This is a genomic window from Desulfonatronum parangueonense, from assembly GCF_054656975.1.
On the sequence record NZ_BAAHXH010000003.1, the window covers coordinates 4,071,602 to 4,097,665 of the forward strand.

Annotated in this window: 22 protein-coding genes; 19 read left to right on the top strand and 3 right to left on the bottom strand. The window is 58.0% G+C overall.

The window, feature by feature from the left end:
• Positions 1 to 7: 7 nt before the first annotated feature.
• The 13 genes from ACYQ15_RS18235 to ACYQ15_RS18295 all read left to right on the top strand — a co-directional run bounded on the left by ACYQ15_RS18235 (position 8) and on the right by ACYQ15_RS18295 (position 17,375).
• Positions 8 to 1,168, top strand: a complete 1,161-nt coding sequence (locus ACYQ15_RS18235) for an ABC transporter substrate-binding protein (RefSeq protein WP_459938922.1) — start codon at positions 8 to 10, stop codon at positions 1,166 to 1,168.
• 259 nt (positions 1,169 to 1,427) lie between these two features.
• Positions 1,428 to 2,225, top strand: coding sequence for an ABC transporter ATP-binding protein (locus tag ACYQ15_RS18240; RefSeq protein WP_459938923.1), 798 nt, complete (start codon positions 1,428 to 1,430; stop codon positions 2,223 to 2,225).
• A 137-nt stretch (positions 2,226 to 2,362) separates the two neighbouring features.
• Positions 2,363 to 4,075 carry a GGDEF domain-containing response regulator gene (locus ACYQ15_RS18245; RefSeq protein WP_459938924.1) on the top strand — a complete coding sequence of 571 codons (1,713 nt, stop codon included), beginning with the start codon at positions 2,363 to 2,365 and terminating at the stop codon, positions 4,073 to 4,075.
• 395 nt (positions 4,076 to 4,470) lie between these two features.
• On the top strand, positions 4,471 to 5,520 hold the full coding sequence (gene rfbB, locus ACYQ15_RS18250; protein WP_459938925.1) for a dTDP-glucose 4,6-dehydratase: 1,050 nt from the start codon (positions 4,471 to 4,473) through the stop codon (positions 5,518 to 5,520).
• On the top strand, positions 5,517 to 6,386 hold the full coding sequence (gene rfbD / locus ACYQ15_RS18255; protein ID WP_459938926.1) for a dTDP-4-dehydrorhamnose reductase: 870 nt from the start codon (positions 5,517 to 5,519) through the stop codon (positions 6,384 to 6,386). The genes rfbB and rfbD overlap by 4 nt, the downstream gene beginning before the upstream one ends.
• A gap of 250 nt (positions 6,387 to 6,636) precedes the next feature.
• Positions 6,637 to 7,668, top strand: a complete 1,032-nt coding sequence (gene hrcA, locus ACYQ15_RS18260; RefSeq protein ID WP_459938927.1) for a heat-inducible transcriptional repressor HrcA — start codon at positions 6,637 to 6,639, stop codon at positions 7,666 to 7,668.
• A 31-nt stretch (positions 7,669 to 7,699) separates the two neighbouring features.
• On the top strand, positions 7,700 to 8,317 hold the full coding sequence (gene grpE, locus ACYQ15_RS18265) for a nucleotide exchange factor GrpE (RefSeq protein ID WP_459938928.1): 618 nt from the start codon (positions 7,700 to 7,702) through the stop codon (positions 8,315 to 8,317).
• A gap of 159 nt (positions 8,318 to 8,476) precedes the next feature.
• Complete coding sequence (gene dnaK / locus ACYQ15_RS18270; protein ID WP_459938929.1) at positions 8,477 to 10,387, top strand: molecular chaperone DnaK; 1,911 nt, start codon at positions 8,477 to 8,479, stop codon at positions 10,385 to 10,387.
• Positions 10,388 to 10,509: 122 nt separating this feature from the next.
• Positions 10,510 to 12,471 (top strand): hypothetical protein, encoded by a 1,962-nt coding sequence (locus ACYQ15_RS18275; RefSeq protein WP_459938930.1) that lies wholly within the window; start codon positions 10,510 to 10,512, stop codon positions 12,469 to 12,471.
• A 266-nt stretch (positions 12,472 to 12,737) separates the two neighbouring features.
• Positions 12,738 to 13,025 carry an Asp-tRNA(Asn)/Glu-tRNA(Gln) amidotransferase subunit GatC gene (gene gatC, locus ACYQ15_RS18280; RefSeq protein WP_459938931.1) on the top strand — a complete coding sequence of 96 codons (288 nt, stop codon included), beginning with the start codon at positions 12,738 to 12,740 and terminating at the stop codon, positions 13,023 to 13,025.
• Positions 13,026 to 13,470: 445 nt separating this feature from the next.
• A complete protein-coding gene (gatA, locus tag ACYQ15_RS18285; protein ID WP_459938932.1) occupies positions 13,471 to 14,967 on the top strand; it encodes an Asp-tRNA(Asn)/Glu-tRNA(Gln) amidotransferase subunit GatA in 1,497 nt (498 codons plus the stop codon).
• 8 nt (positions 14,968 to 14,975) lie between these two features.
• Complete coding sequence (mnmA, locus tag ACYQ15_RS18290; protein WP_459938933.1) at positions 14,976 to 16,025, top strand: tRNA 2-thiouridine(34) synthase MnmA; 1,050 nt, start codon at positions 14,976 to 14,978, stop codon at positions 16,023 to 16,025.
• 39 nt (positions 16,026 to 16,064) lie between these two features.
• Positions 16,065 to 17,375 (top strand): MiaB/RimO family radical SAM methylthiotransferase, encoded by a 1,311-nt coding sequence (locus tag ACYQ15_RS18295; RefSeq protein WP_459938934.1) that lies wholly within the window; start codon positions 16,065 to 16,067, stop codon positions 17,373 to 17,375.
• Here ACYQ15_RS18295 and ACYQ15_RS18300 read toward each other — a convergent pair.
• A complete protein-coding gene (locus tag ACYQ15_RS18300; RefSeq protein WP_459938935.1) occupies positions 17,363 to 17,761 on the bottom strand; it encodes a pancreas/duodenum homeobox protein 1 in 399 nt (132 codons plus the stop codon). The genes ACYQ15_RS18295 and ACYQ15_RS18300 overlap by 13 nt on opposite strands.
• A gap of 636 nt (positions 17,762 to 18,397) precedes the next feature.
• Between ACYQ15_RS18300 and ACYQ15_RS18305 the strand changes: the two genes are divergently transcribed.
• Both ACYQ15_RS18305 and ACYQ15_RS18310 read left to right on the top strand, forming a co-directional pair.
• The gene (locus ACYQ15_RS18305; RefSeq protein WP_459938936.1) at positions 18,398 to 19,006 is read left to right on the top strand and encodes an electron transport complex protein RnfA; all 609 of its coding nucleotides are present in this window, start codon (positions 18,398 to 18,400) and stop codon (positions 19,004 to 19,006) included.
• Between the two features lie 84 nt (positions 19,007 to 19,090).
• Positions 19,091 to 20,194 (top strand): NADH:ubiquinone reductase (Na(+)-transporting) subunit F, encoded by a 1,104-nt coding sequence (locus ACYQ15_RS18310; RefSeq protein WP_459938937.1) that lies wholly within the window; start codon positions 19,091 to 19,093, stop codon positions 20,192 to 20,194.
• A 24-nt stretch (positions 20,195 to 20,218) separates the two neighbouring features.
• Here ACYQ15_RS18310 and ACYQ15_RS18315 read toward each other — a convergent pair whose 3' ends face one another.
• The gene (locus ACYQ15_RS18315; protein ID WP_459939618.1) at positions 20,219 to 21,451 is read right to left on the bottom strand and encodes a M24 family metallopeptidase; all 1,233 of its coding nucleotides are present in this window, start codon (positions 21,449 to 21,451) and stop codon (positions 20,219 to 20,221) included.
• A complete protein-coding gene (mqnC, locus tag ACYQ15_RS18320) occupies positions 21,451 to 22,518 on the bottom strand; it encodes a cyclic dehypoxanthinyl futalosine synthase (protein ID WP_459938938.1) in 1,068 nt (355 codons plus the stop codon). Before mqnC ends, ACYQ15_RS18315 begins: the two co-directional genes overlap by 1 nt.
• 719 nt (positions 22,519 to 23,237) lie before the next feature.
• Between mqnC and ACYQ15_RS18325 the strand changes: the two genes are divergently transcribed.
• From ACYQ15_RS18325 to grpE (ACYQ15_RS18340), 4 genes are all read left to right on the top strand, one after another.
• Positions 23,238 to 23,642, top strand: a complete 405-nt coding sequence (locus ACYQ15_RS18325; protein ID WP_459938939.1) for a CoA-binding protein — start codon at positions 23,238 to 23,240, stop codon at positions 23,640 to 23,642.
• Between the two features lie 170 nt (positions 23,643 to 23,812).
• On the top strand, positions 23,813 to 24,277 hold the full coding sequence (locus tag ACYQ15_RS18330) for a YkgJ family cysteine cluster protein (RefSeq protein ID WP_459938940.1): 465 nt from the start codon (positions 23,813 to 23,815) through the stop codon (positions 24,275 to 24,277).
• Between the two features lie 33 nt (positions 24,278 to 24,310).
• Positions 24,311 to 25,168, top strand: coding sequence for a J domain-containing protein (locus ACYQ15_RS18335; RefSeq protein ID WP_459938941.1), 858 nt, complete (start codon positions 24,311 to 24,313; stop codon positions 25,166 to 25,168).
• 282 nt (positions 25,169 to 25,450) lie between these two features.
• Positions 25,451 to 26,062: a nucleotide exchange factor GrpE gene (gene grpE, locus ACYQ15_RS18340; RefSeq protein ID WP_459938942.1), complete on the top strand. Its 612-nt coding sequence runs from the start codon at positions 25,451 to 25,453 to the stop codon at positions 26,060 to 26,062.
• Positions 26,063 to 26,064: the final 2 nt, after the last annotated feature.

Sequence of the window (26,064 nt, forward strand, 5' to 3'; positions counted from 1 at the left end):
GATTGAGATGAGACATGGATTGACGAGCGTAATCACGGCCTTGTTGCTGTTCATCGCCGTACCGGCTCTGGCCCAGATCAAGATCGGCGTACTTTCCGATTTGAGCGGCCCGACTTCGGACGTGGGCCGGCCCTATGCCGACGGCATCCGCCACTGCATCGAGTACCTGAACAAGCAGGGAGGGATCGCGGGACAGCGCATCGAGATGCTGCAGGTGGATTATGCCTACAATGTCCAGCAGGCCATTGCCGCGTACAACCGCTTCAAGAGCCAGGGCATCGTGGCCCTGCAGGGTTGGGGCACGGCGGACACCGAAGCCCTGGTCCGCTTCGTGGCCCGGGATCAGATACCGACCTTTTCCGCATCCTATTCCGGGCACCTGGCCGATCCCAAAAACGCCCCCTACAACTTCTTCATTGCCGCGGACTATTCCACCCAGGCCCGGGCGGCCCTGCAGTACCTGAAGGACAACTGGACCGAGGAACGCGCGCCGAGACTCGGCTTGCTCTATCCCAATCATCCTTACGGATTGGCGCCGATTCCGGCCATCAAGAGCTTTGCCGCGGAGTTGGGTTTTGAGCTGGCCGGGGAGGAAAACGTGGGCCTGGGAGACATGGACGCCACGACCCAGCTTCTGCGCATGCAGCGCCAGGCTCCGGACTTCATCTGGGTGGGCGGGACCATTTCCTCCACCGCGGTCATCCTCAAGGACGCTCAGCGCATCGGCATGCAAGGCAAGTTCATCACCAACATCTGGGGCAGCGACGAGCAGTTGCTGAAGCTGGCCGGACCGGCCGTGAACGGCCATCTTGGTCTGCACACGTCCGTGGTTTACGGCGCGGATGTCCCGGGTATGCAGGTCATCAAAGAGATGACCGGCGGCCGACCGCAGATGATCCATTACGTACGCGGTTTCGCTTCCATGTACGTCATGGCCGAGGCCATCCGCATCGCGGCGGAAAAAGGCAGAATCACCGGTCCGTCGATCCAGGAAGCCGCCAGAACCCTGCGCGACTTCGACCCCATGGGTTTGACTCCTCCCATCAGCTTTTATCCGGATGACCACCGGCCGAATATGTCCGTTTACATCTATCAGTTGTTCGAGGACCGCATGGAATTCCTGACCGAGCAGACCCTGGAACGCAAACCGGAGTGGCTTGGGCATTAGGAGCAGGATTAGAATCGTTGTCAGTTATTGGTTATCTGTTATCTGGAGAGCTTGGTGCAAAAAGTAATTTTGCACCAAGCAGTGGTCAGTGATCAGTGGTTTGTGGTCAGTAAAATCAGCATGTTGCCGGAAGTTCACAAGGTTGTGGATTCAGTCCACGGACTTTTTGCAGTGGCCCCATAACAGATAACAAAAACGATACCGGCACGGATAAAGCCCGTGCTTTGGAAAACATTTTCTCAACAGAAAAGTTGCCACCATGGATTTGTTGAAGATTGAAAACCTCGAGGTCGTGTACAACGACGTCATCCTGGTCCTCAAGGGGCTTTCCCTGAAGGCGAGGCAAGGCCGGATCACGGCCCTGCTGGGTCCCAACGGCGCGGGCAAGTCCACTACATTGAAGGCCGTTTCCGGCTTGATTCGCACCGAGGACGGAGAGATTACCGAAGGCTCGGTTCTTTACCAGGACCGACCAATCCACAAGTCCCTGCCGGAACGGATCGTTCGGGACGGCATCTTTCAGGTCATGGAAGGACGCAGGGTTTTCGTGGACCTGAGCGTGGAAGAGAACCTGCGTTGCGGCGGATTCACCCGCCCCTCTTCAGAATTTCCCGAATCCCTGGCCAGGGTGTACGAGTACTTTCCACGCTTGCAGGAGCGTCGCAAGCAGCTGGCCGGGTTTCTTTCCGGGGGCGAACAGCAAATGCTGGCCATCGGCCGGGCCCTGATGGCCAAGCCCAAGCTGCTGCTTCTGGATGAACCCTCCCTGGGCTTGGCGCCGTTGCTGGTGGAGGAAATCTTCACCATTGTCCAGCGGGTCAACCAGGAGGAAGGGGTGACCATTTTGCTGGTGGAACAAAACGCCCGCGCCGCTTTGAGCATTTCTCAGCATGGCTATATCCTGGAAAACGGCCGGATCGTGATGGACGGCAGCTCGGAGTCCCTGCTGAACAATCCGGATGTCCAGGAATTTTACCTCGGCCTGGGTCATGGCGGGGAAAAACGCAGCTACCGCGACGTGAAGCACTATCGTCGCCGTAAGCGCTGGCTGGGGTAGCAGGTGACTTCTCGCCCCAAGACCGGCCCGTGAAGTTTGCTGGATAGTTACCAAAATGGTAATCTCGCGATTATCAATTCTCTCTTCGCATACTGCTGCATCAGACCCGACCTGACCTGACTGAAAGAGAAGGCATAATGGCTGAGGAACCGAAAGACGCAATTGAACCCCAGTTGCAAGCATTGCGGGACATGTTCCGGCAGCGTTTGGACGTGGACCTTCCCGAACTGCAACGCCTGGCGGACATGCTCCTGATCCGGAGCAGCCCTCTTCTCAAAACGAATCTCATCGAACTGAACCAGATCCTGCATAAGCTGGCTGGTTCCGCCGGAACGTTCGGCTTTTCCGAACTGGGCTCCGCGGCCCGGTTGCTGGAAGTCCGCGTGCAGCAATGGCTGCAGGGTGAAAATCCAAGCCTCCAGGAACTGCATGCCCTGCAGCGGAAGATCCATTCCTTGCGCGTTTATGTCGCCGGACATCAACCACAAAGATCCGCGGCAATTTTCGAGGCCGTTACCGAAAGATTGCGCAAAGGCGACGAAATCAGCATCTGCCTTGCTGAAAACGAAGAGCCTTTTGCTCAGGAGTTGTCACGTGTTTTCGGCCACTTCGGCTACTCGGTCAATCGTCATACCCGACTGGCCGAGGCTGCTGAAGATCTTGCTCGATCCAAGCCGGATGTCCTGATTCTGGACGTGGCGTTTCATCCCGATGGCTTGAACACCATCGAGCATGTCGCTCTTTCGCCGGAATTTCAGGACCTGGACTGTCCCATCATTTTTTTGTCCGATCAGGATACCTTTGAGATCCGGATGCAGGCCGCACGAATCGGGGCCGAAGGTTTTTTTCTCAAACCCGTGGACATTCCCAAGCTTATCGATCGGGTGGAACAGTCGGTGCGCCGCAGGCAGGCCCTGCCGTACCGGGTGCTGATCGTTGACGATGATCAGGAACTGGCTGGGCACTATTCCCTGATCCTGCGCGGTGCCGGCATGGAGTCCAGGACACTGAGCGATCCGGTACACATCTTTGAAGTTCTGGACGAATTTCAGCCGGACCTGATCCTGATGGACCTGAACATGCCGGGATATACCGGCATCGATCTGGCCCGGGTGATCCGGATGCATGACGACTGGCTCAGTCTGCCCATTATCTATTTGTCCGCGGAAACCGATATTGATCAGCAGTTGTCGGCCATGAGCAGTGGCGGAGACGATTTCCTGACCAAGCCCATTTCCGACCGGCATCTCGTGGTCGCCGTCTCGGTGCGGGCCGCCCGGATGCGTCAGCTGAACGAATTGATGGTCAAGGACAGCCTGACCGGACTGCTCAAGCATTCCAGGATCAAGGAGCAGATCGCCTTGGAATATTCCAAGGCCAAACGGCACAGCAGTCCCTTGTGCGTGGCCATGCTGGACATCGATCATTTCAAGCAGGTCAATGACACGTACGGCCATGCCGTCGGAGATCAGGTGATCAAGGCCCTTGCGCATCTCCTGAAGCAACGGCTGCGCAAAAGCGACAGCATCGGTCGCTACGGCGGGGAGGAATTCGCCGTGGCGCTGGTGGATTGCGACGCGGACGCAGCCATCGCGTTATTGGATGATATTCGGATGCGATTCAAGGAAATCCGCTTTTCAGCGGATACGGAAAACTTCACGGTCACCCTGAGTGTCGGCGCCGCCATGGCCGCGGACTCCGCGGACGCTTCCGCGATGCTCGTGGCTGCTGACGAAGCCCTGTACATTGCCAAACGAGGCGGAAGGGACCGGATTTGCCTGGGCAACTGTCTCCAGACACGGCAGGAAGACGCGAACGCTCCCCATGAGATGCACGAGGCGACGGGATAGCAGATTGGAATCGCCTGGTCGTACCCACTTCAGCAAACCAATGCTGTTGCCGAGTTTGGCATGAAATAGACTCGAAATCGCAATCGAAATCGAAATCGAAATCGAAATCGGAATCGAAATTGGAACGAAACCGTGTGGAGCGACATCCATTGTTTTCGAAATTGATTCCGATCCCGACTCCGACCCCGATCCCGATCCCGATCCCGATTTTTCGGAGGAAGAGCGCATACTTGCCTGGGCAGTTACGTCTGGTTTTTTTTATCTTCAATGTCTTTGGGCCAATACTTGAACCGGCTACGGTTGAACGGTGTATGAACCTTGGTCAACTCGAATTTGACCTCGGCCAGCCACAAGGCTAGATACCCACCTCATTTGCGCTTGAGAAGGAGACGTTCATGCAACGCCGTTTGAACAGAATAATGGTGACCGGAGGCTGCGGCTTCATCGCCTCGAACTTTATTCTTGCCCTCTTGGAACAGCGATCCGACCTGCACATCGTCAACCTGGACAAGCTGACGTATGCCGGCAACCGGATGAACCTGCTGGCACTGGAGCAGGACCCAAGTCGCCAGGAGCAGGGCGCCCGCCATGTTTTCGTTCACGGAGATATTGCCGATCCGGTATTGGTGCCGCGCCTGCTGTCCGAACATCGTATACAGGCCATACTCAATTTTGCCGCCGAATCTCATGTGGATCGCTCCATTCATGATTCCTCCCCGTTCATCACCACCAACATCCAGGGCACCCATAATCTGCTGGAAGCTGCCCGCAAGGCGAATATCGAGCTTTTCCTGCAGGTTTCCACGGATGAGGTTTACGGAACTCTCGGCTCCACGGGGCTGTTCAGCGAACAAACCCCCCTGGCGCCCAACAGTCCGTACTCGGCGTCCAAAGCGTCGGCGGATCTGCTGGTGCGCGCCTACCATGAAACCTATGGTCTGCCCACGGTGATCACCCGGTGTTCAAACAACTACGGCCCGTTTCAATTTCCGGAAAAACTGATTCCCCTGATGCTGACCCTGGCCTGGGAGGATAAACCGCTGCCGGTATACGGAGACGGGGCCAATGTTCGCGACTGGATCCATGTCCTGGACCATTGCCGGGGCGTCGAACTGTCCATGGACCATGGTCGACCTGGAGCGGTTTACAACTTCGGCGGCAACGCCGAGCGAACGAACATGCAGGTCGTCACCACCCTGCTTGACCTTTTGGGCAAACCCCACTCCTTGATCCGTCACGTCCAGGACAGGCCCGGGCACGACAGGCGCTACGCCATGGACTACACCCTGGCCGCGCGGGAACTCGGCTTTGCTCCGAAATACACCTTTGAACTGGGACTGCGGGAGACCATCCAGTGGTATCAGGACAATCGGGAATGGCTGGCCAGGGTTCAGGACGGCAGCTACCGGGAATTCATGAATGCATGGTACGAGGAACGGCAATGATTTCCACCGCGTCTCCCAAGGTTGTGGTCCTGGGTGGCAAGACGGGATTGCTGGGACAATCCTTATGCGCCAGCCTGATGAAAAGCGGTTGGCAGGTTGTCCCCGTTGGTCGTGACGACCTGGATCTTTTCGATCAGGACCGGGTTGCTGCCTTCCTGGACGAGCATGAGCCGGACATTGTCTGCAACACCGTGGCCTATACCCAGGTGGACCAGGCCGAGGATGAACCGGAAGAGGCCGCGCGTCTGAACCATCGACTGCCCGCAACCCTGGGCCGGTTGGCCAAACAACGCAATATACGGCTGGCGCATTACAGCACCGACTTCGTCTTTAACGGAAAATCCGATACGCCGTATTGCTCGGAAAGTCAGACCAACCCGCAAAGCGTCTATGGCAAGACCAAGCTGGCCGGAGAGAAGGCGCTCCAGGATCTTGGCCTGGAGCGGTTGACCATCATCCGCACGGCATGGCTTTTCGGGCCGGGCCGGACCAACTTCGTGGCCAAGATTCTTGCTCTTGCAGCCCAGCGACCATCCTTGAACGTCGTCCACGACCAGACCGGCTCGCCCACCTATACCCCGGACCTTGCGGATTATTCCGTGGAACTGTTCAAGGCGGATGGAACCGGGATTTTTCACCTGGTGAACTGCGGCTGCGCCACATGGTGCGAACTGGCCGGGGCCGCGGTGCAAGCCAAGGGGCTGCAGTGCGACGTCTTTCCCATCTCTTCGGACCAGTATCCGCAAAAAGCCAAGCGACCCGCCTATTCCGTGCTGGATACCAGCTCGTTCACCACCCTCACCGGCATCAAACCCCGCCCCTGGCTTCAGGCCCTCAGAGAGTACGTCTTTCAGCACCTGCCTTGAATCTCAATTATTCGTATTTATCAACGAATCGCATTCCATCGAAATCGCAATCGAAATCGAAATACAACCTCGCATTACCTCATATCCCGTGCTGGATTCAGGGCCCTGCTTCCAACACGCCGCCAGCCATAAGTGCATCTCGATGATGCACTTATTCCAACAAAAAAAATGTCGTTCCTTGACAGAACCTATTCACATATTTATTGGGACTAGCACTCTCTCACATCGAGTGCCAGCAAGGTAAGGCAATATGGAACTGCAAGCACGTGAAATAGGCGTTCTGGTCACGCTCATCGAAGACTATATTCAAACAGCCGCACCAGTCGGATCGAGGACGATCGCCAAAAAATCAAACCTGAATCTGAGTCCGGCCAGCATTCGGAACATCATGGCCGACCTGACCGAGAAGGGGTACCTGGAGCAGCCGCATACCTCGGCCGGGCGCATTCCTTCCTCTCAGGGTTTTCGATTCTACGTCGACTCCGTATTGAAGTATTCGCCTCTCTCTCAGGAGGAGCGGAATCAGCTCGCGGCGAGTCTGGGCGACGAAAAATTGGACGTGTCCGAGTTGTTGCGCAACGCTTCACGGCTGCTTTCGGCCTATACGCGACAGGTGAGCATGATCCTGGCCCCCAAGGCCACGAATATCGGTTTCAAGCACATCGACTTCATCCTGCTGAAGGCCGGCCTGGCCATGGCCATACTGGTGGTTGAAGGCGGAATTGTCCGCAACAAGATCGTGACGGTGGATCCCAAACTGGGCACGGATGATCTGACCAAGTACAGCAACTATCTGAATCAGCTTTTTCAGGGACGGACTCTGTCCCAGGTCCGGAGCAAGCTGTTGCAGGAAATGGACGCCGTTCAGCGCGAATATCAGGCGGTCAGCCAGCAGGCGCTGGTTCTGGCCCAGCAGGTTTTCAGCGAAAACAGTCCAAGAGAAATGTTCGTTGAGGGCACGGTGAATTTTTTCACCCATCCCGAGTTCGCCAATCCGGCGAAACTTCAGGAACTCTTACGGATGCTCGAGGAACGGACGCAGCTTTTGGAACTACTGGACAAGGTTTCCAAGCCTGAAGGCATTTCCATCGTCTTTGGACGGGAGGAAGACCAGGAAGGGTTGCGGGAATTCACATTGATCTCGTCTCCCTACCTGGGACAAGAAGACCCTTTGGGCGTTGTCGGCATTATCGGGCCGATCCGGATGGATTACGCCAAGGTCGTTCCGTTGGTTGAGTTCACGGCCCAGATCATCAGCCGACTGTTGAAGAATCGTTTTTGATGGGCATCAAGATTTTGCAAGGAGGAATTTTATGCCGGCAAAAGAGCAGAAAGCATCACCGGACAGCAATGCCAAAAACGCTGCCGGAGACAATATCGACATGAAGGATCTTCTGAGTGGCGAGGATCAGGTCATCACGGACGAAACCGTAACCGCCATGGAAGACGAGGAACTGCTTCGGCTCTGCAAGGAGAAGGTCTGCTCGCAATGCCAGGAGCTGGCCAAGGTGCAGGACGAAAAACTGCGCATGGCGGCGGAAACGGAAAATCTTAAAAAAAGACTGCATCGTGAGAAAGAGGAGTTCTGTAAATTCGCCACGGAATCCGTGCTCGAAGATCTGTTGCCGGTTCTGGACAACCTTGATCTGGCTTTGGAGCATGGCCGCAAGTCCGGACAGGGCCGGGATCTCCTCAGCGGCGTGGAAATGACCCGCAAGCTTTTTCTGGACATTCTCAGCCGCCACAGTCTGGAGCCGCTCGGCGAAGCCGGGGAGGACTTCGACCCTGCATGGCATGAAGCCCTGGCGCAGCAGCCCGACCCGGAACTCGAGCCGGGCAAGATCTGTCAGGTCGTTCAGAAAGGCTATCGCCTGAAAGGCCGTCTGCTGCGGCCCGCCAAGGTGCTGGTCAGTACCGCATGCAACCCATGATGCAACGATTCGGCGGTAGCCGACAAAGGCAAAAGTATCCGTTCAGATTAAGAGCATCGGGTGATACAGTTGCACCATATTTTTCCATTACGACCCTTTACAAGCCGTCATTCAAACTTAACTTGCACAACATACTAAGCTTTCAGGAGGATTTTGCACATGGGAAAAATAATTGGGATTGACTTGGGAACAACCAACAGTTGCGTGTACGTCATGGAAGGCAAGGAGCCGAAGTGCATTTCCAACCCCGAAGGCGGACGCACGACTCCTTCCATCGTCGCCTTCACGGACAAGGAACGTCTGGTCGGTGAAATTGCCAAGCGACAATCCGTAACCAATCCCGAAAAGACGGTTTTTGCGATCAAGCGGCTTATGGGCCGTCGGTTCGACGCCCCGGAAATCAAGGGCTGGAAAAGCAGTTCCCCTTACAAGATCGTGGAAGGGGGCAACGGCGATTGCTACGTGGACATTGACGGCAAGAAGTACAGCGCTCCTGAAATTTCCGCGATGATCCTTCAAAAGCTGAAATCCGACGCCGAAGCCTATTTGGGCGAGACCGTCACCGAAGCCGTGATCACCGTGCCGGCCTATTTCAACGACAGCCAACGCCAGGCCACCAAGGACGCCGGACGCATCGCGGGCCTGGAAGTGAAGCGGATCATCAACGAACCCACCGCGGCTTCACTGGCTTACGGATTCGACAAGAAAAAGAACGAAAAAGTCGCGGTCTTCGATCTGGGCGGCGGCACCTTTGATATTTCCATTCTCGAGGTCGGGGACAATGTGGTTGAAGTTCGGGCCACCAACGGCGATACCTTTCTCGGCGGCGAGGACTTCGACCACCGGGTGATCGACTACCTTGTGAACGAATTCAAGCGTGACAACGGCATCGATCTCTCCAAGGACCGCATGGCGCTGCAGCGTCTCAAGGAAGCCGGGGAAAAGGCCAAGAAGGAACTTTCCACGTCCATGGAAACCGAGATCAACCTGCCTTTCATCACCGCGGACCAGAACGGCCCCAAGCACTTGCTGATCAAGCTTTCCCGAGCCAAGCTGGAAACCCTGGTGGAAGACCTGGTGGCCAAGACCATTGAGCCGTGCAAGAAAGCCTTGGCGGATGCCGGGTTGAAGACCTCGGACATCGATGAAGTCATCCTGGTCGGCGGCATGACCCGTATGCCCCTGGTCCAGAAAAAGGTGCAGGATTTTTTTGGGCGTGAACCGCACAAGGGCGTGAACCCTGACGAAGTGGTCGCCATGGGCGCGGCCATCCAGGGCGGCATCCTTGCCGGCGACGTGAAAGACGTGCTGCTCCTGGATGTTACGCCGCTTTCCCTGGGTATCGAAACCCTGGGCGGAGTCTGCACCCGATTGATCGATCGCAACACCACCATTCCGACACGCAAGAGCCAGGTCTTCACCACGGCCGCGGACAATCAGCCTTCGGTCTCCATCCATGTCCTGCAGGGCGAGCGCCCCATGGCCTCGGACAACAAGACCCTCGGCCGGTTCGAATTGACCGGCATTCCTCCCGCGCCCCGCGGCATGCCCCAGATCGAGGTGGCCTTTGACATCGACGCCAACGGCATCGTCAACGTTTCCGCGAAGGATCTGGGTACGGGCAAGGAGCAGTCCATCCGGATCACCGCATCCAGCGGCCTGTCCGAGAGTGAAATCCAGAACCTGATCAAGGATGCCGAGGCCCATGCCGAAGACGACAAGAAGAAACAGCAGCTCATCGAAGCCCGCAACCATGCCGATTCGTTGATCTATGCCACGCAGAAATCCATCACGGACCTTGGCGACAAGCTGGATTCCGTGCTCCGCGGCGAGATCGAAGCCAAGATTGAAAATCTGAAGAAGCTGATGGAGGGTGATGACGAAGCCGAAATCCGCAAGGCGTCCGAAGAGCTGGCCCAGGCATCGCACAAGCTGGCGGAGCAGCTCTATGCCCAGAAAAGCGGCGCGGAACAAGGCGCGCAGCCGGGCGGCCAGGCTGGATCGTCCCAGGCTTCCGGCTCCAAGAAGGACGACGACGTCGTGGATGCGGACTACACGGAGGTGAAGTAGCCGTCTCCTGCCTGTCGCCTTGACAGGCCGTTCCACGACTCTCTATACCTTGAGCCTGATCCGTGTTCGCGGGTCAGGCTTTTTTTTGCAGTTCACTTACCTGATGTTTCGCGGAGTAATAAATGATTTTGCGGCATTTTGCCTTGATACCGCTGCTGTGCCTGATCAGTCTCATGACTCTCGGCGGGTGCGTTGAAAAGAAACGTCTGCCCCCCGTTGCCCCTCCCACGGCAACAACCACGGAGAGTCTGGTTCTCCAGGCCGACAGAGCCTGGCAGGCCGGGGATTATCAGCGCAGCAAGCAATTGTACGAACTCCTCGTCCAGGAGCCTCTGGACCGGTCCCTTCTGACTCTGGCCTGGGAGCGCCTCGCCGTCAGCTCCCTGCGGACCGGCGACCACGCCCGCGCCCAGGATGCCCTGATACGTGCGGCTTTGCACGACCCGACCCTGCGGCAGCACTGGTTTTGGCATGAGTACAGGGTCACCGCGCTCCTGGGCATGGGCAGGGATGACGCAGCCGAGGAATACCTGCGTCAGTTGATGACGCAACCGGAGACACCGTGGTCCCTGCGCTTCTCAGCCGGCATCCGGCTCTCGGAAATGTATAGACAATTCAGGGAGTATGATGCGCTCAGTTCGCTTTTCTCGACCATGCACGACATGGCCCCCGACGACGCAGCCAGGGTGGAGGTGGAACGTGTTGCCGTCCGGATCGCCAGGGAAATTCCGGACACGGCACTGGAGCACCTTGCGGAGCGGGTGCTGCCCGGAGAGGTCGCTCTTTTTCCGCACTCCGTGTTCTTGTGGGAGCAGCGCCGCCGGGAAGTCAAGGAAAGTCCCGAGGCTTGGCCGCAAGTCAGAATGACGTTGAACCGCCTGCTGCAGCAGGGGGATTGGACGGATGTTGATTCTTTCGTTGCGGATCTGGAGGAACTGGATGAACAGTTCGGTCTTCCGGGAGTCTGTGTCGGATTGATGGTGCCGCTGGACGGCGTGCTGGCCGAAACCGGCTGGAAAATCGTCCGCGGGGCCGAGGCCGGTCGCAATGCCCTGCTGGAAGACGGCATGACCCTGCGTTTGGAGATCATCAATTCCCAGGCCCAGGACATGCTGGACACCCTCGCCACGATGGCGCCGGAATGCGCCATTGTCGGCGGTCCGGTTCAGCGCGAGACCTGGGACCGGATTCATGGCGCGGGGCTGGCCGCGGATCGCAATTTCTTTACCTTTCTGCCGACCATGGGCGAGGAACAGGAGGGCAGCCTTGCCTGGCGGTTCTTCGGCAGTCCGCGGGATCAGGTCCATGCCCTGGCCGGGTTGGCCATGCATGATATGGGCATTTACGACATGGCGGTGCTGTTCCCCCAGGATCGTTTCGGCGAGCACATGGGTGAGGCCTTTAACGCAGAGGTGTCCAATCTGGGAGGACGCGTCCGTGGGTACAGGAGTTATGTGCCCGGAGAGCATGCAACGTGGGGCGAGTCCGTGGCTGGTCTTTTGGGCGTGCCGGCACAGGTCCGTCGAGGACGGAACGAAGAAGCGCGTCTTCCCAATCCACCGTTCCAGGCGGTCTTCATTCCGGACAGCCTGCGTAACGCGGAGATGCTGCTCCCGCAGTTTTTCTATTATGATGAACAGCGATTGCTGATTCTTGGTCCGGAAATATGGAGCCAGGCATGGCTCCAGCGCGCGGAGCAGATGGAACAGCAGTATTTTCGTTTGGCGGTCATGCCCGGCGGCTGGTGGTCGGAAAATCCGTCCACCGCAACCAGGGAACTGATGAGGCTTGCCGAAGAATCCGGCCAGCCCGTCGATTTCTGGGTGGCTCTGGGGTATGACTTTGTCCGCATGAGCTCCCGTCTGGGCCACACCTCCCGGGCCCTGTCGCCCGAAAGGATGAATGCCTTGTTGACGGATGCCGTGGATATCGAATGGAGCATGGCGCCGCTGTCCTGGGACGAACAAGGCAAGGCTCGCCAATCCATGTTCCTCTTCCAACCGACATCCCGGGGCCTGACCATCATGGATCCCACCGCGTTGCGCAACCAGATTGACCGGATTCGGATGCGTTTTTCACGGTGATGGTTGCCTGTCAACCGTCTTTCGCAGCAAGTATTTCTGAACGACATTTGTAACTGCTCAATAACTCTGGGGCATGTGGACCATACAAAAACACCTGGACCCCGGCCTTCGCCGGGGTGACGATCGAGGGAGCTCGTTATCGATGTACTCCATTCCGTCATACCGGCGCAGGCCGGTATCCAGGCAGCACGGATCCGAGGTATTTCGTTGCCCTGCCTCATTGAGCAGTTACCGACATTTCTTCAAAATTTTGCAGGGAGCTGGAAATGAGCATTAGTACAGATGAAGTGGCCAAGGTGGCCGGGTTGGCCCGATTGAACCTGGGACCGGAAAAGGTCGAGCAATTCGCCGGCCAGTTCAACGATATTCTCGGCTACATGGAAAAATTGAACGAACTGGACACCTCCGGCGTGGAGCCGCTGTATTCGCCGGTGACCCATGAAACGGTGTTTCGGGACGACGAGGTCCGGCAGGACTACACTCGGGAAGAAATCCTGGGCAACGCTCCGGACACCGACGGCAGCTATTTTATCGTCCCCCGCATTGTCGGTTGAGCGCATTACAAAAGTTTCGTCATTCACTACTCGACAAAATCTGATGTAGATTTGTTTGTAACTATTCAGCAAATCCGCGAAAAAGATCTGGATACCGGCGTTCGCCGGTATGACTGTATAGATGCAGCTTGCCTTGATAAGTCATTCCGGCGAACGCCGGAATCCAGTGCTGGTGAATGATCATCCTCCGGATGAACTGAATAGTTACATTTGTTTTTCTGATTTCATGTCGATTTTATCACCACGAAGGGCACGAAGAGCACTTAGTGAAGACAGGAAACGAAACACTTGATACCGCACTGAACATCGCAATTATCCGCACGAAATCCTTTCTTCGTGTCCTTCGTGCTCTTCGTGGTTAATCATCCTGACCATTGGATTAGCTGAGTAGTAACGTTCACACTTCCATTCAATTCAAAACAATAACACGTTAAGGTCACTTTGCATGTCTGAACTTCATCTGCACACCATGGCCGCGATTCGTCGGCAACTGGCCGCCGGGGAAGTCCGGGTCGAGGACGTGGTTCGTTCCTGTCTGGACCGGATGGACGCCCTGGAACCGTCCATTCGCGCTTTCGTCACCCGGGCTGATGAGCAGGCCCTGAACCAGGCTCGGGAAATGGACCGCGTCAGCCCAGGGCCGGACATCCTGGCAAGCAAGCCCTTGTGGGGTGTGCCCCTGGCCGTCAAGGACGTGCTGACCACCCGGGGCATGCGGACCACCTGCGGCTCCAAGATGCTGGACAACTTCACGCCCTGCTTCGATGCCGAGGCCGTGACCCGGCTGCGTGAAGCCGGGGCCGTCATTCTGGGCAAGGTGAACATGGACGAATTCGCCATGGGCTCTTCCACGGAAAATTCCGCCTACACCACCACCGCCAATCCCTGGAAGTTGGACACGGTTCCCGGCGGTTCCAGCGGCGGTTCGGCCGCGGCCGTGGCCGCGCGCATGGGCTTCGCCGCCCTGGGCACGGACACCGGCGGTTCCATCCGCCAGCCCGCGGCCTTCTGCGGAGTGGTGGGGCTCAAGCCCAGCTATGGCCGGGTTTCCCGCTACGGCCTGGTGGCCTACGCCTCTTCCCTGGATCAGATCGGGCCCATGACCCTGAGCGTTGAAGACGCCGCATTGCTGCTGCGCGTCATTGCCGGCCACGATCCCAAGGATTCCACCAGCGCCGACCGGCCCGTACCGGATTATCCGGCCCTGTTGGCCGAGCGCACCGATCTTTCCGGCCTGCGCATCGGCATGCCCGAGGAGTTCTGGGGCGAGAACGGCCTGGAGCCGGACGTGGCCGAGGGTTGCCGGCAGGCCATGGCCCTGGCCGAGGAACTGGGCGCGACCTGCGTGCCAATCTCTTTGCCGCACACGCCCTATGCCGTGGCGGCCTACTACATCGTGGCCACGGCCGAGGCCAGCTCGAATCTGGCCCGGTTCGACGGGGTGCGCTACGGCTATCGGGACAAGGATGCTCTTGATTTGATCGAGATGTACCGCAATTCCCGCACCAAGGGCTTCGGCGAGGAGGTTCAGCGGCGAATCATGCTCGGCACCTACGTGCTGTCCTCGGGCTATTACGACGCCTACTACAAGAAGGCCGCCCAGGTCCGCCGCCTGATCCAGCAGGACTTCCTGGCGGCCTTTGAGCAGTGCGACGTGATCTGCGGACCGGTCACGCCGACGACGGCCTTCGGCATGGGCGAGAAGACCGCTGATCCGCTGCAGATGTATTTGACCGACATCTTCACCATCTCCCTGAATTTGGCAGGCCTTCCCGGACTGAGTCTGCCCGTGGGACTGGGCAAACGCAGCGGCCTGCCGGTGGGGATGCAGATCCTCGGTCCGGCCTTTCGGGAGGATCTGTTGCTTCAGGTGGGCCATGTTTTGGAAAGCCGCCTGCCCCGGCTGCCTCTGCCCACCGGAGTGTCCTCCCTGATCCGATGATTGTTGCCGTGGCCGTCAGCGGGGGCCGGGACAGTCTGCTGGCCCTGGCCCTGCTTCGGCAGCGGGAGCGCGACCTCGTCGCGGTCCACGCCCTGCTGGCCTCTGAGACCGATCCCGTGGTCCTGGACGGACTGCGGAAAAACTGCCGCGTCTTGGGCGTTCCATTCCAGGTCCTGGACCTGCGGTCACGGTTCGAGGATCTGGTGGTCGCGCCGTACATCCAGAGCTACCTGCGGGGCCGCACGCCCAACCCTTGCGCTTGGTGCAACGTCCGGATCAAATTCGGCCTGCTTCTGGACGCCGTCCGTGAACAGGGGGCAGGCACTCTGGCCACCGGCCATTACGCCCGCCTGACTCGCACGGACAGTCGCGTCGAACTCTGGCGGGGCGCGGACAAGGCGAAGGACCAGAGCTACTTTTTGTCTCTGCTTTCCCCGGAACAGCTCCAACATGCGGCTTTTCCCTTGGAAGACCATCGCAAGCAGGACGTCCTTCCGGAACTGGATCGCCTCGGACTGACCCCGCCTCTGCCCGGGGAAAGTCAGGAGGTCTGCTTTATTTCCGACGACTACCGGGATTTTCTGGTCCGGCGGCTTGCGGACCTGCCGCCGCCCGGGCCCATTGTTCTTGAGGACGGGCGAACCATCGGTCGACACAAGGGCTTGTGGCGCTACACCGTTGGCCAGCGCAAGGGCCTGGATATCGCCTGGAGCGAACCCCTGTACGTATTGCGCAAGGACATGGCCGCCAACCGCCTGGTCGTGGGTAAACGAACCAGACTGCTCAGCGACGCCTGTCGGCTGGAGTCCGTCAACGTCCTTGTTCCGCTCACGCAATGGTCCGGCAAGGTTCTCCTGCAGACCCGGTACCGCCAACGACCTGATCCAGTCAGCCTGGCTTCGACATCGGCTCCGGCAAACGACCCAGAGTCATCATCCATGCCCGACGCTCTCGCCCTGTCATACTCCGAACCCCGCGAGCCCGCCGTCCCCGGCCAGATCGGCGTGATCTACTCCACCCAGGGCCAAGTCTTGGCTGGGGGAGTGATCAGCTCCTGAACAGACGGCCAACGACCATACTGCAGAACCAGACAATCCATGCAATTCTACCTGACCACCTTCGGCTGCAAGGTCAATCAATATGAATCCCAGGTCATTCTGGAACACTGGACACGACAGGGGCATGTGCAGGTTGCAGATTCCTCACAGGCCGAAGTGATCCTGATCCATTCCTGCGCCGTGACCGCCAAGGCCGTGGCGGATCTGCGCAAAACCGTGGCCGCGTTGCACAGGGCGGCCCCGCATGCCGAGATCGTGATCGCCGGTTGCGCCGCTCAGACCTTTGCGTCGGAGCTGGCCTCTCTGCGCGGCGTATCGAGGGTTATCGGACTGAAGGACCGCGAACAGCTCCTGCTCGGGCCTCGGCCGCTTTCTGAGGGTGATTTGTCACAGGCTGATCATGGCAGCATGCTCGCCGGAATCAGCCGTTTTCAGCGCGCCCGAGCCCAGGTGAAGGTTCAGGACGGTTGCTCCCATGGGTGCACCTACTGCATCGTGCCCCTGGCACGGGGGGCGGCACGGAGCCGGGAATCGAGAGCGGTGGTGGAAGAAGTGGGCAATCTGCTGGCTTCGGGATACCGGGAGATAAGCTTGATCGGCATCAACCTGCGGCTTTACGGGCAGGGGCTGGACGAACGGATTGATTTTTGGGATCTGGTGCGGAAGTTGGAACAAGCTTTTGCCCCGCAATGGACCGGCCGGGCCAGATTCCGGCTCAGCTCTCTGGATCCGGCCATGCTGGGAACAAAGGCGCTGGACGTGATCGCCGGATCGCGCATGGTCTGCCCGCATCTGCACCTTTCGCTGCAAAGCGCCAGCGAAGCCGTTCTGGCCGGCATGGGGCGGGGGCACTATCGACCCGATTCCATTCTTGATTTCTGCAGGGACCTGGGACGACATGTCACGCCGTTTGCCCTGGGAGCGGATTTATTGACAGGATTTCCCGGAGAGGAAGAAGACCATTTTCGGGAAACTTATGATTTCTGCTCGGCGTTGCCCCTGACCTACGCTCACGTTTTTCCCTTCTCGCCACGGCCTGGAACTCCGGCCGCGGCGCGTGTCGACCAGGTGCCGGAAAGCACTCGCCACGAGCGAGCCAAGGCGCTGCGTTCCCTGGCGGACGCGAAACGCAGGCAGTTCTGGACCGATCTTGTGGGACAGCAGGAACTGACCATGGTCGTGGAAGGCGGTGGGCCGGGGCAGGGGATGTGCGAGTACTATGTGCCCTGCCGACTTGAACCGGAATCTTCCGGTGGGAATGTGCGCGAACTGATCCGCGTACGGCCCCTGCGAGCTGGAAAAAAGGCCCTGGTCTGCCTACCGCTCCACGGCCCGGGTCATTCAGGCTGAATCGTGAACTTCAAGGGGATGGCATGCAGATCCTGGCGCCTGGGCTCGGTCTGGCCCAGCTTCCACTGAAAACGGGATCCGGGCAGGTCAAGTGCCTGGGCCACGTCTTCGAGGATTTTGCGGACATTGATCACCGGGTGGCGGGAAAAAACCGTGGGCAGGCCGTAGGTCAGGTTGCAGGCCAGACACTTGCCGGGGCGCTGGACCAGCAAGAATTCAAACTGCAGGTCATCGCCCTGTGCGCCGGCAAAGGCCAGTTTGATGTCAAATGCCGCATCATCGGCATCCCCGTACAGGGCTTCAAAAAAGTCATGGCTGCGTTCAGGCGGGAAAATTTGCTCGAGTACTTCCGGAGTGAACACGGCCTGCATGTTTTGTGATGTCATAAGTGTATCTTTTAAATGATAGAGTAACTACTCAGCTTCAGATCGGGAAAGGTTAGCTTTTCAAAACTTGTAGCAAGCATGACCTGGATTCCCGCCTTCGCGGGAATGACTTGTTTTCAATGCTGTCTCCGGATCAGTCATACCCGCGAAGGCGGGTATCCAGTCCGTTTTTTATTCGGATGAGCTGAGTGCTTGCATAAATGAGAAATACTCGCCGATTGCCATTCGCGGGCCGCTGATACTGCAAGCAATGTCCCTGTCTGTCAACATCTTATAATTTGTGTGGCAACTGCCCGATCGAATGTAACTACTCAACTGTGGTCCGGCTTGCCTTGATTTTGTGGCCTCGCAAACTCCTTCGCAGGCTTCGTAACATCGAACCATTGCGCGAATAAACAACATTTGGTGCTCCAAGCGTCCGGCAATGGTTCGATGAACGAATCCTGGCTCAGTCAGACATGCGAGACCACAAAATCAAGGCAAGCCGGACCAGTTCCCGGTTTTAAATCAGCATTTACTGAATAGTTACGATCGAATTTGAATTTCTCTAATCCTTACTCCCGCTCCACGGTACAGCTTGCCACTGGCCCCGGCCCGGACTAGGTTCTTCAGAGCCGACGTGAAGAGGAGATACAAATGGAAGAAGCAGCAAACCTGACAAGTCTGGCCCCGGTCATGTTGATTTTCATTTCCGCTGCCTTTACGGACAACATCCTGTTGGCCCGCTTTCTGGGGATGTGTTCGGTGCTGGGCGTATCCAAGAAGGTGGACACCAGTCTGGGGCTGGGCGCGGCGGTGATCTTCGTGACCACCTGCACTTCGGGCTTGAATTATCTCGTCTACAAGTACCTGCTTGTACCCCTGGAACTGGAGTATCTGCGGCTGATCGTGTTCATCGTGGTTATTGCCGCCTTTGTTCAGTTCGTGGAAATGCTGGTGGAACGTATCTCCGAGGGGCTGTATAACGCCCTGGGAATTTTTCTGCCGCTGATCACGGTCAACTGCGCCATTCTCGGAGTATCCCTGTTCATGCTCGGCACGCCTTACAACCTTCTGCAAACCTTGGCTTTCGGCGCTGGCGCGGGAACCGGATGGGCCCTGGCTATCGCCATCATCGGAGGCATCCGGGAGAAGATCAACGAGCAGGCCTTGCCCCGCGGGCTGGCCGGCCCCGGCATCACCTTGATCATTATCGGGATCATGTCTTTGGCATTTATCGGTTTTTCCGGTATGATCCAAATCTGACGCAGCGTCTGAATTGATTCATGTAACCACCCCAATGATTGCGCCAATGCTCCTTTCTACTGAACCTGCAACTTCCAAATCCACATGATTTTTTCCATCGGCGTCGCTGTTGGATTTCTTTCCGCCGTCACGCTTTTGCTGGCGTTGCTTCTGCTGTTCGCCGAGCGCAGGATTCTCAACTACGGTCCCTGCACCCTGGACATCAACGAGGGCAGGAAGACCCTGGTGGTGAACGGCGGTTCACCGTTGCTTTCCAGCCTCGGCGAGAACGAGATCTTCATTCCGTCGGCCTGCGGCGGGCGGGGGACCTGCGCGTATTGCAAGGTCAAGGTTCTGGAAGGGGGCGGGGTGATTGGGCCGGTGGAAGAGTCCAATCTTTCATCGGAGGATATCAAAAAAGGTTTGCGGCTTTCCTGCCAGGTCAAGGTGCGACAGGACATCAAGCTGGAGATCCCGGATGAATTGTTCCTCGCGAAACGTTTCCAGGGCAAACTGGTTCGCAAAAGACAATTGACCTACGACATCGTCGAACTCCGAATTGCCCTGATTCAACCGGCAACCATCCAGTTCACGGCGGGACAGTACATTCAGTTGGAGTCTCAGGAGTATCTCGGAAGGGACGCGGTGATGCGTGCCTACTCCATTTCCTCGGTCCCGTCGGATGATCGGCATGTGGAGGTGATCATCCGCAGGATGCCCGAAGGCATCTGCACCACATGGGTTTTCGACCATCTTGAGGAAGGCCGGGAACTCAATCTGAGCGGTCCCTACGGCGAATTCAAGCTCAGCGATACCAAGGCGCCGGCGGTTTTTCTGGCCGGCGGCAGCGGAATGGCGCCCATCTGGAGCATCCTCCGGGACATGAAGGAACAAGGAGACGACCGGGAATCCTACTATTTCTTCAGCGGTCGCAACCAGGACGACCTCTTTTTTACCGAGGAACTTTTCGCCCTGGAAAAGGAACTGCCCAACTTTCGCTACATTCCATGCCTGACCCGGGAAGACAAGGGCTCCAACTGGCAGGGCGAACGCGGCCGCGTTCCCATTGTCCTGCCCAAGTACATTCCCGATGCGACGAAATTTGAAGCCTATCTCTGCGGGTCATCCAATTTCATCGATTCCTGCGCCGCCGCCTTGAAACAGGCGGGCATCGACGCGAACAGCATTTTCTACGACAAATTCGAATAGCCCGGCTTGAACGCAGTCACCTGATCACGTTCCCTGAACGTTGATGATGGAAAAGTCGTTTCCGGTCAGGCAGCGCCCGCCGTCGGCCGTGGCCTCGAAGGTGTTCTCCACGCCGACCATGCCCAGCCCCGGCAGGCCGATCTTGGGTTCCAGGGCCATGACCATGCCCTCTTCAAGCGGATCCTCGAATCCCTTGGCCAGTGCCGGCCATTCGTCGATGGCCAGGCCGATGCCGTGCCCCAGAAAACGAACCTTGTTTCCGCCCAGGGCCATGAATCCCTCTGACCAGCCTTCCCGGTCGGCCCAGCCCCAGCAGTGCTGAAAGAGCCGGCCGGGAATCGCGCCGGGACGCAGGTTTTCCGCCAGCCAGTTCTGAACGGCGATGCAGAAGTCGTGCGCCCGGCGAGCCTGCTCGGGGATCTCCGCTGCCCTGCCGGCCCAGTAGATCTGGGTTTTGTCCGTATGGTAGCCTTCCAGGCCAAAGCCCACGTCCAAGACCAGCGGTTCGTCGCCTTTCCACGCTTTCCCGGCATAGCCCATGTGCGTGATCGCCGGATGCTGGCCGCGCAACCCCACCGGCCCGTCAAAGACGCTGGGATAATTGGCGCTGTCTCCGGCGGAGACGTGGCCCAGAAAAATTTCCTCGCCGGGGTTTTGCATCCGCAACAGACCATGATGGCCCTGGCTGAAAAAGACATTCCAGATCTGGAGGGATATTTCGCGCTCGGTCATGCCCGGCGCAATCCGCTCGGGCAGCAGTTCCCGCAGGCAATGGTCGTGCCGGGCGCCGATCAAACGCATCTTGGCCAGTTCCCAGGGTGTCTTCACGGCCCTGGTCTTGTGGATGATGGTGTCTCCGGCGACCAGTTCATGTGGTTCCAGATGTCTGGCCAACCCCTGCCCCAGGGCCCAGGACAATCCGGACATCTCCACTGCGGCCACGGCCGACAGCTCGGATCCGGCGTCATTGATCAGTCCGGGCAGCTCGCGAAACGAGCGGTAGCTGAACACCTGCTCCACGCTCGATTCCAGCCGGACCCGCTCGATCCCCTTCCGGATCAGCAGCACGGGCGGGCCTTCCAGGGGCAGCCAGAAGACGCCGTTGGCCCAGGTTCCGGTGAAGTAGTAGACATTCATGCGGGAGAAGACGAGCAACCCGCCCGCGCTGGGCAGGGCGGTGCGCATCAGCCCCCGGCACCGTTCCCACCGCAGGGATAATTCCTCTTTGGCAATGCACTCCAAGGCTTCAAACGACATCATCTTTCTCCTTCATTCCTGCTCGATTCCTGCTCGGCCTCAACCAAGGTATAGTCCATTTTCCGGCGCATCGGCGTGAATCCGGCGCCCTGCACAATGGCGCGCAGTTCATCTTCCGGCAGGAGAAAGCGCACGCCCGCGGCGGCGACCACGTTTTCCTCGATCATGGTCGAACCCATGTCGTCCGCGCCCCAGAGCAGGGCCATCTGGCCGACGGACGGGCCCTGGGTCACCCAGGAGGCCTGAATGTGCGGGATGTTGTCCAGAAAAAGGCGGCTCAGGGCCAGGAATTTGAGATACTCCACGGAGGAAGCTTCAGGCACGTCGATATTTGTGTTCCGGGGCTGGAAAGTCCAGGGGATGAACGCCGTGAAGCCCCCGGTCTTATCCTGCAGTGCGCGCAGCTTCTCCAGGTGCTCCAGCCGGTCTTCAATGGTCTCGCCGTGGCCGAACATCATGGTCGCGGTGGTTTTCAATCCCTGCTGATGGGCGCAGGCCATGACCTCCAGCCAGGCTCCGGCGGAGCATTTTTCCGGGGAAATCCTGTCGCGAACATGATCCACCAGGATTTCCGCGCCCCCGCCGGGTATGGAGTTCAGGCCCGCTTCGGCCAGCCGGGTCACCAGATCCACGATGCTCAATCCGGATGACTTTGCCAGATAGACGATTTCCGGAGGGGAAAAACCGTGCACGGCCACCTCGGGAAATTCCCGCTTCAGAAACCGCAGCATCTCGAGATAATAATCCAGCCCCAGTTCCGGGTTCATTCCGCCCTGCAGCAGAATCTGCCTTCCGCCCAGTTCCATGGTTTCCTGGACCTTGGTTCCGAGTTCCTCAGGACTCAGGACGTAGCCCTCGGCGTGGCCAGGGGGACGGTAGAAGGCGCAAAACCGGCATGCCGATACGCAAATATTGGTGTAGTTGATATTCCTGTCCACAATATACGTAACCACCGGTCGGGGGTGCATGGCTAGTCTGCGCGCGTGCGCCAAAGCTCCGAGCTGGATGACGTCCTGCTCGTCCCACAGTTTCAATGCTTCCGCCATACTCATTCGTTGCTTCGCCATTATTCAACTCCTGACCTTGTCATTTCCGTAGCGAGATTTTGATGTGGTTGGGTAATGATTGCACAAGCTGATTGAAGACCGGGAACTGGTCCGGCTGAGTAGTTGCGTGGTTGGACTGCAACACCCGGGGTCTTCCTAACAGGAATCACCGCGGACGAAAACACCGGCAAATAGCAGTTTATCGGGCATGTTTACTTGCCCTGGGCCGTAGGGTAGAAAGTCCTTTTGCCTCTACTCAGCCAGTTCGCTTCTTACTTCTCATTTGATTCGCATCCTGACTCCACTTCCGGAGGCGGTTCACATGTGAGCGGTTGCGATATTGGCTTGTAACTACTCAGATGAGCCGGAAAAAAGGTAACTACTCAATAACTCCGGGCAGTGAATCATAGAAAAAACAACTGGACCCCGGCCTGCGCCGGGGTGACGACCGAGAGAACTCGCTTTCGAGGTACTCCACTCCGTCATACCGGCGCAGGCCGGCGCGTTCCGCCATCCAGGCAGCACGGATCCGCGGTGGTTGGTTGCCCTGCCTTATTGAGGAGTTACGAAAAAAGATCTGGATACCGGCCTTCGCCGGTATGACTAACGAGACACGGCTTACTCCAATTCGTCATTCCGGCGAAAGCCGAAATCCGGTGCAGGAGAATGGTCAGTGGTGCTGAATATTTCCATTGCCTATAATGCCGTGCCGAGGCCCAAGGCTTCCAAGGAGTCCCGCCATGCTCAATCTTGCAGAGCTAGCCCCCCGATTGGCTCAGGTCAAGACGATCGCCGTTCTCGGCGCCAAGGACGTGTCAGGGCGGCCAGTGGATCGTGTCGGCCGCTATCTGATCGGTCGCGGTTTCAAGGTTTTTCCGGTCCATCCCGTGCGTCGGGACGTTTGGGGCTTGCCGACCTACTCCCGGCTCAGCGACATTCCAGACCCCATCGATTTGGTGGATGTCTTCCGGGCGCCGCAGTTTTGCGCGGAACACGCCCGGGAAGTTCTTGAGCTGGATCCGCTGCCGGCGATATTCTGGATGCAGTCCGGCATTTCCAACGCTGAAGCCCGCAACATGTTGCAGGCCGCGGGGGTTTTCGTGGTGGAAAACCTCTGCCTGATGATCGAACATCAACAACTGTAACTACTCAGCTCATCCGAGAAAAATCGGACTGGATAGCGATAGCGCCGGCTTTCGCCGGTATGACTTGACTTGGACGTGGTATGATATGTCATTCAGGCGAAAGCCGGAATCCAACTCTGGCGAGTGACCACAGAGTATGTGCTGAATAGTTACCAACAACTTTCCTTTACATGACGAAACTGACATCTTCTGCTACCGTTTTGACTCCCGAAGCCTTTACCTGCCTGCGCTGCGGCAATTGCTGCCATGGCGAGGGCGGCATCGTGCTCAATGCCTCGGACGTGCATCGGCTTTGCAGCCATTTGGAACTGGACCAGGCCTCTTTTGCCGCGGCCTATATGGAAAGCGTCAACGGCAAGAACCGATTGCGCACCAATGAACAGGGCTGGTGCATTTTTTTCGCGCAGGGGTGCACGGTGCATCCCGCGAAGCCGTCCGTATGCCGGGCCTGGCCGTTTTTTCGCGGCAACATGGTGGATGCGAACAGCTGGCTGATGGCCCAGGATGCCTGCCCCGGCATCAACAGCGAGTCCGGCCATCCGGAGTTCGTCGCCCAGGGCAATGACTATCTTCAGGATCTGGACCTGGAACCCTCCACGGCCACGAGTCCGAATGCCCTGAACAGGTCCATGTAGGATGCCCGTCTAAGGAGGTCCGGCTGATGAACGATGTTCAGGCCGTGCTTCGTAGCCGGCACCGGAAAGCAGCACCTTGCCACTGATTTGGCCATGTCTCTGGATCGCAGCTATAAAATTCTTCAGGTCGCTCCAAACGCCGGCCTCGACGAGGTCAAAAAAGCCTTTCGCAGGTTGGCGTTCGCCTATCATCCGGACCTTCATCCAAACATGCCCGAGGCGTCGCGCCGCTTTCAGGAATTGAACGAGGCCTACATCACGGTGTCCCGGCACCTGGAAAATCGATCCGAGGCAAGGCGGACAACAACGCCCCCTCGCCGCGAACCTCCTGGATCTGCCTCAAAAGACCGAACCTCCACCGACGAAAGTTTCGGCAAGACACAATATGCTGATCGGGAAACAGCCCATTCCAGGTATCGCCGCCAGGCCACATACCAGCGCGAGGATCTGCTCAAGGACCTGCTCAAGGACCCGTTTGCCCGCCAGGTTTATGAAGACATTTACAGCCGTGTCCGAGGAACAGGGCAGGGCAAACCGGGCGAATCGGCTGAGGAGCATGCCAGAAAGGTGCTGCGCGTGGAATGGGGCGCCCGTAAGCTGGAACTCGACTTTTCCAGGTCCATTAGATCCCGCCTGAAGGACTGGTTCAGACACCAGCTTGACGACCACCAGACCGTCTCATTTCCCCGTACCCAGCTTCTGCCCGGCAAAACCGTGCGCATTCAGATCCAGCAGGGTTGGTGCGGTCCCGCCACAACCCTGGAAATCACCCTGCCTGCGGATTTTTCCCCATCCAATCCCATCCGTCTCAAGGGTCGAGGCCGAAAAATCGGCCTTTGGCAAGGCGACTTGTACCTGCGCGTCGTGCCCAGGGATATGTCGGCAAGTTGAGAAACGGCAGAATGACGGACCGTATCCTTGGTGCTTCTTGGCGAAATTCGTTTTGATGGGTAATTGCTCAGCAAATGGTTGTTGCCATGTGTTGCCGCTTGAAATCGGTATCGGAGTCGGTATCGAAAAGCAAAGCCATGGAGAGCATCCCTACGTTGTCGAAATCGACCCCGACCCCGACCCCGATTCCGACCCCGATACCGATTGCCGGAGGAAGAGCGTGTGCTGAGTAGTTGCCATTAAATTTCGGAACATGTTGAAGTCCGGCCGAAGCCGGTATCCATGAAAATCCCCAGAGTTATTGGAATCATATCTACGGAGGTTGTCGACTTGTTTTCTTTTTGGAAAAAAAAGCCCGATCCGCTGGAGCTGATCCGGGACGAATGCCGACAGGGAACGGAAGCTTTGGCTACGTCACTCGAGGCGGCGCTGAGCGGCATGGAGGAAACCCTGCGCAAGACCGCGACCCAGGTTCGGCGTCAGGGAGTGGCTTTGGAAATGCTGCGTGAGGCCCAGGAGCAGAAGCTGGGCGCGGTGCATGCCCTGCTGGCGGAACGCCATGGGCAGGATCGCCGGGAACTGCTGACCTTTGCCGAGGCCTTTGTTCTGTACATCGCCAGCCGGACCGAAGAGGACGAATCCCTCCGGCAGGCCGCGCACAAGTTTTTCGTCTTTCTGAAATCCCAGGGTATTGAAGCCATCTGGGATCTGCATGGACCTTTCGATGATTCCCGCCATCAGGTTTGCGACGCCCGCAATGATCCGTCGCTGCCGGATGCGGTGGTCCTGGAGGTGGTCCGGCCCGGTTTTGTGATCCATGGCCAGGTCAACCCGCCGGCTTTGGTGGTCGTAAATAAACGCAGCAGCAACTTGACCCTCATTCAAGGAGAATAACC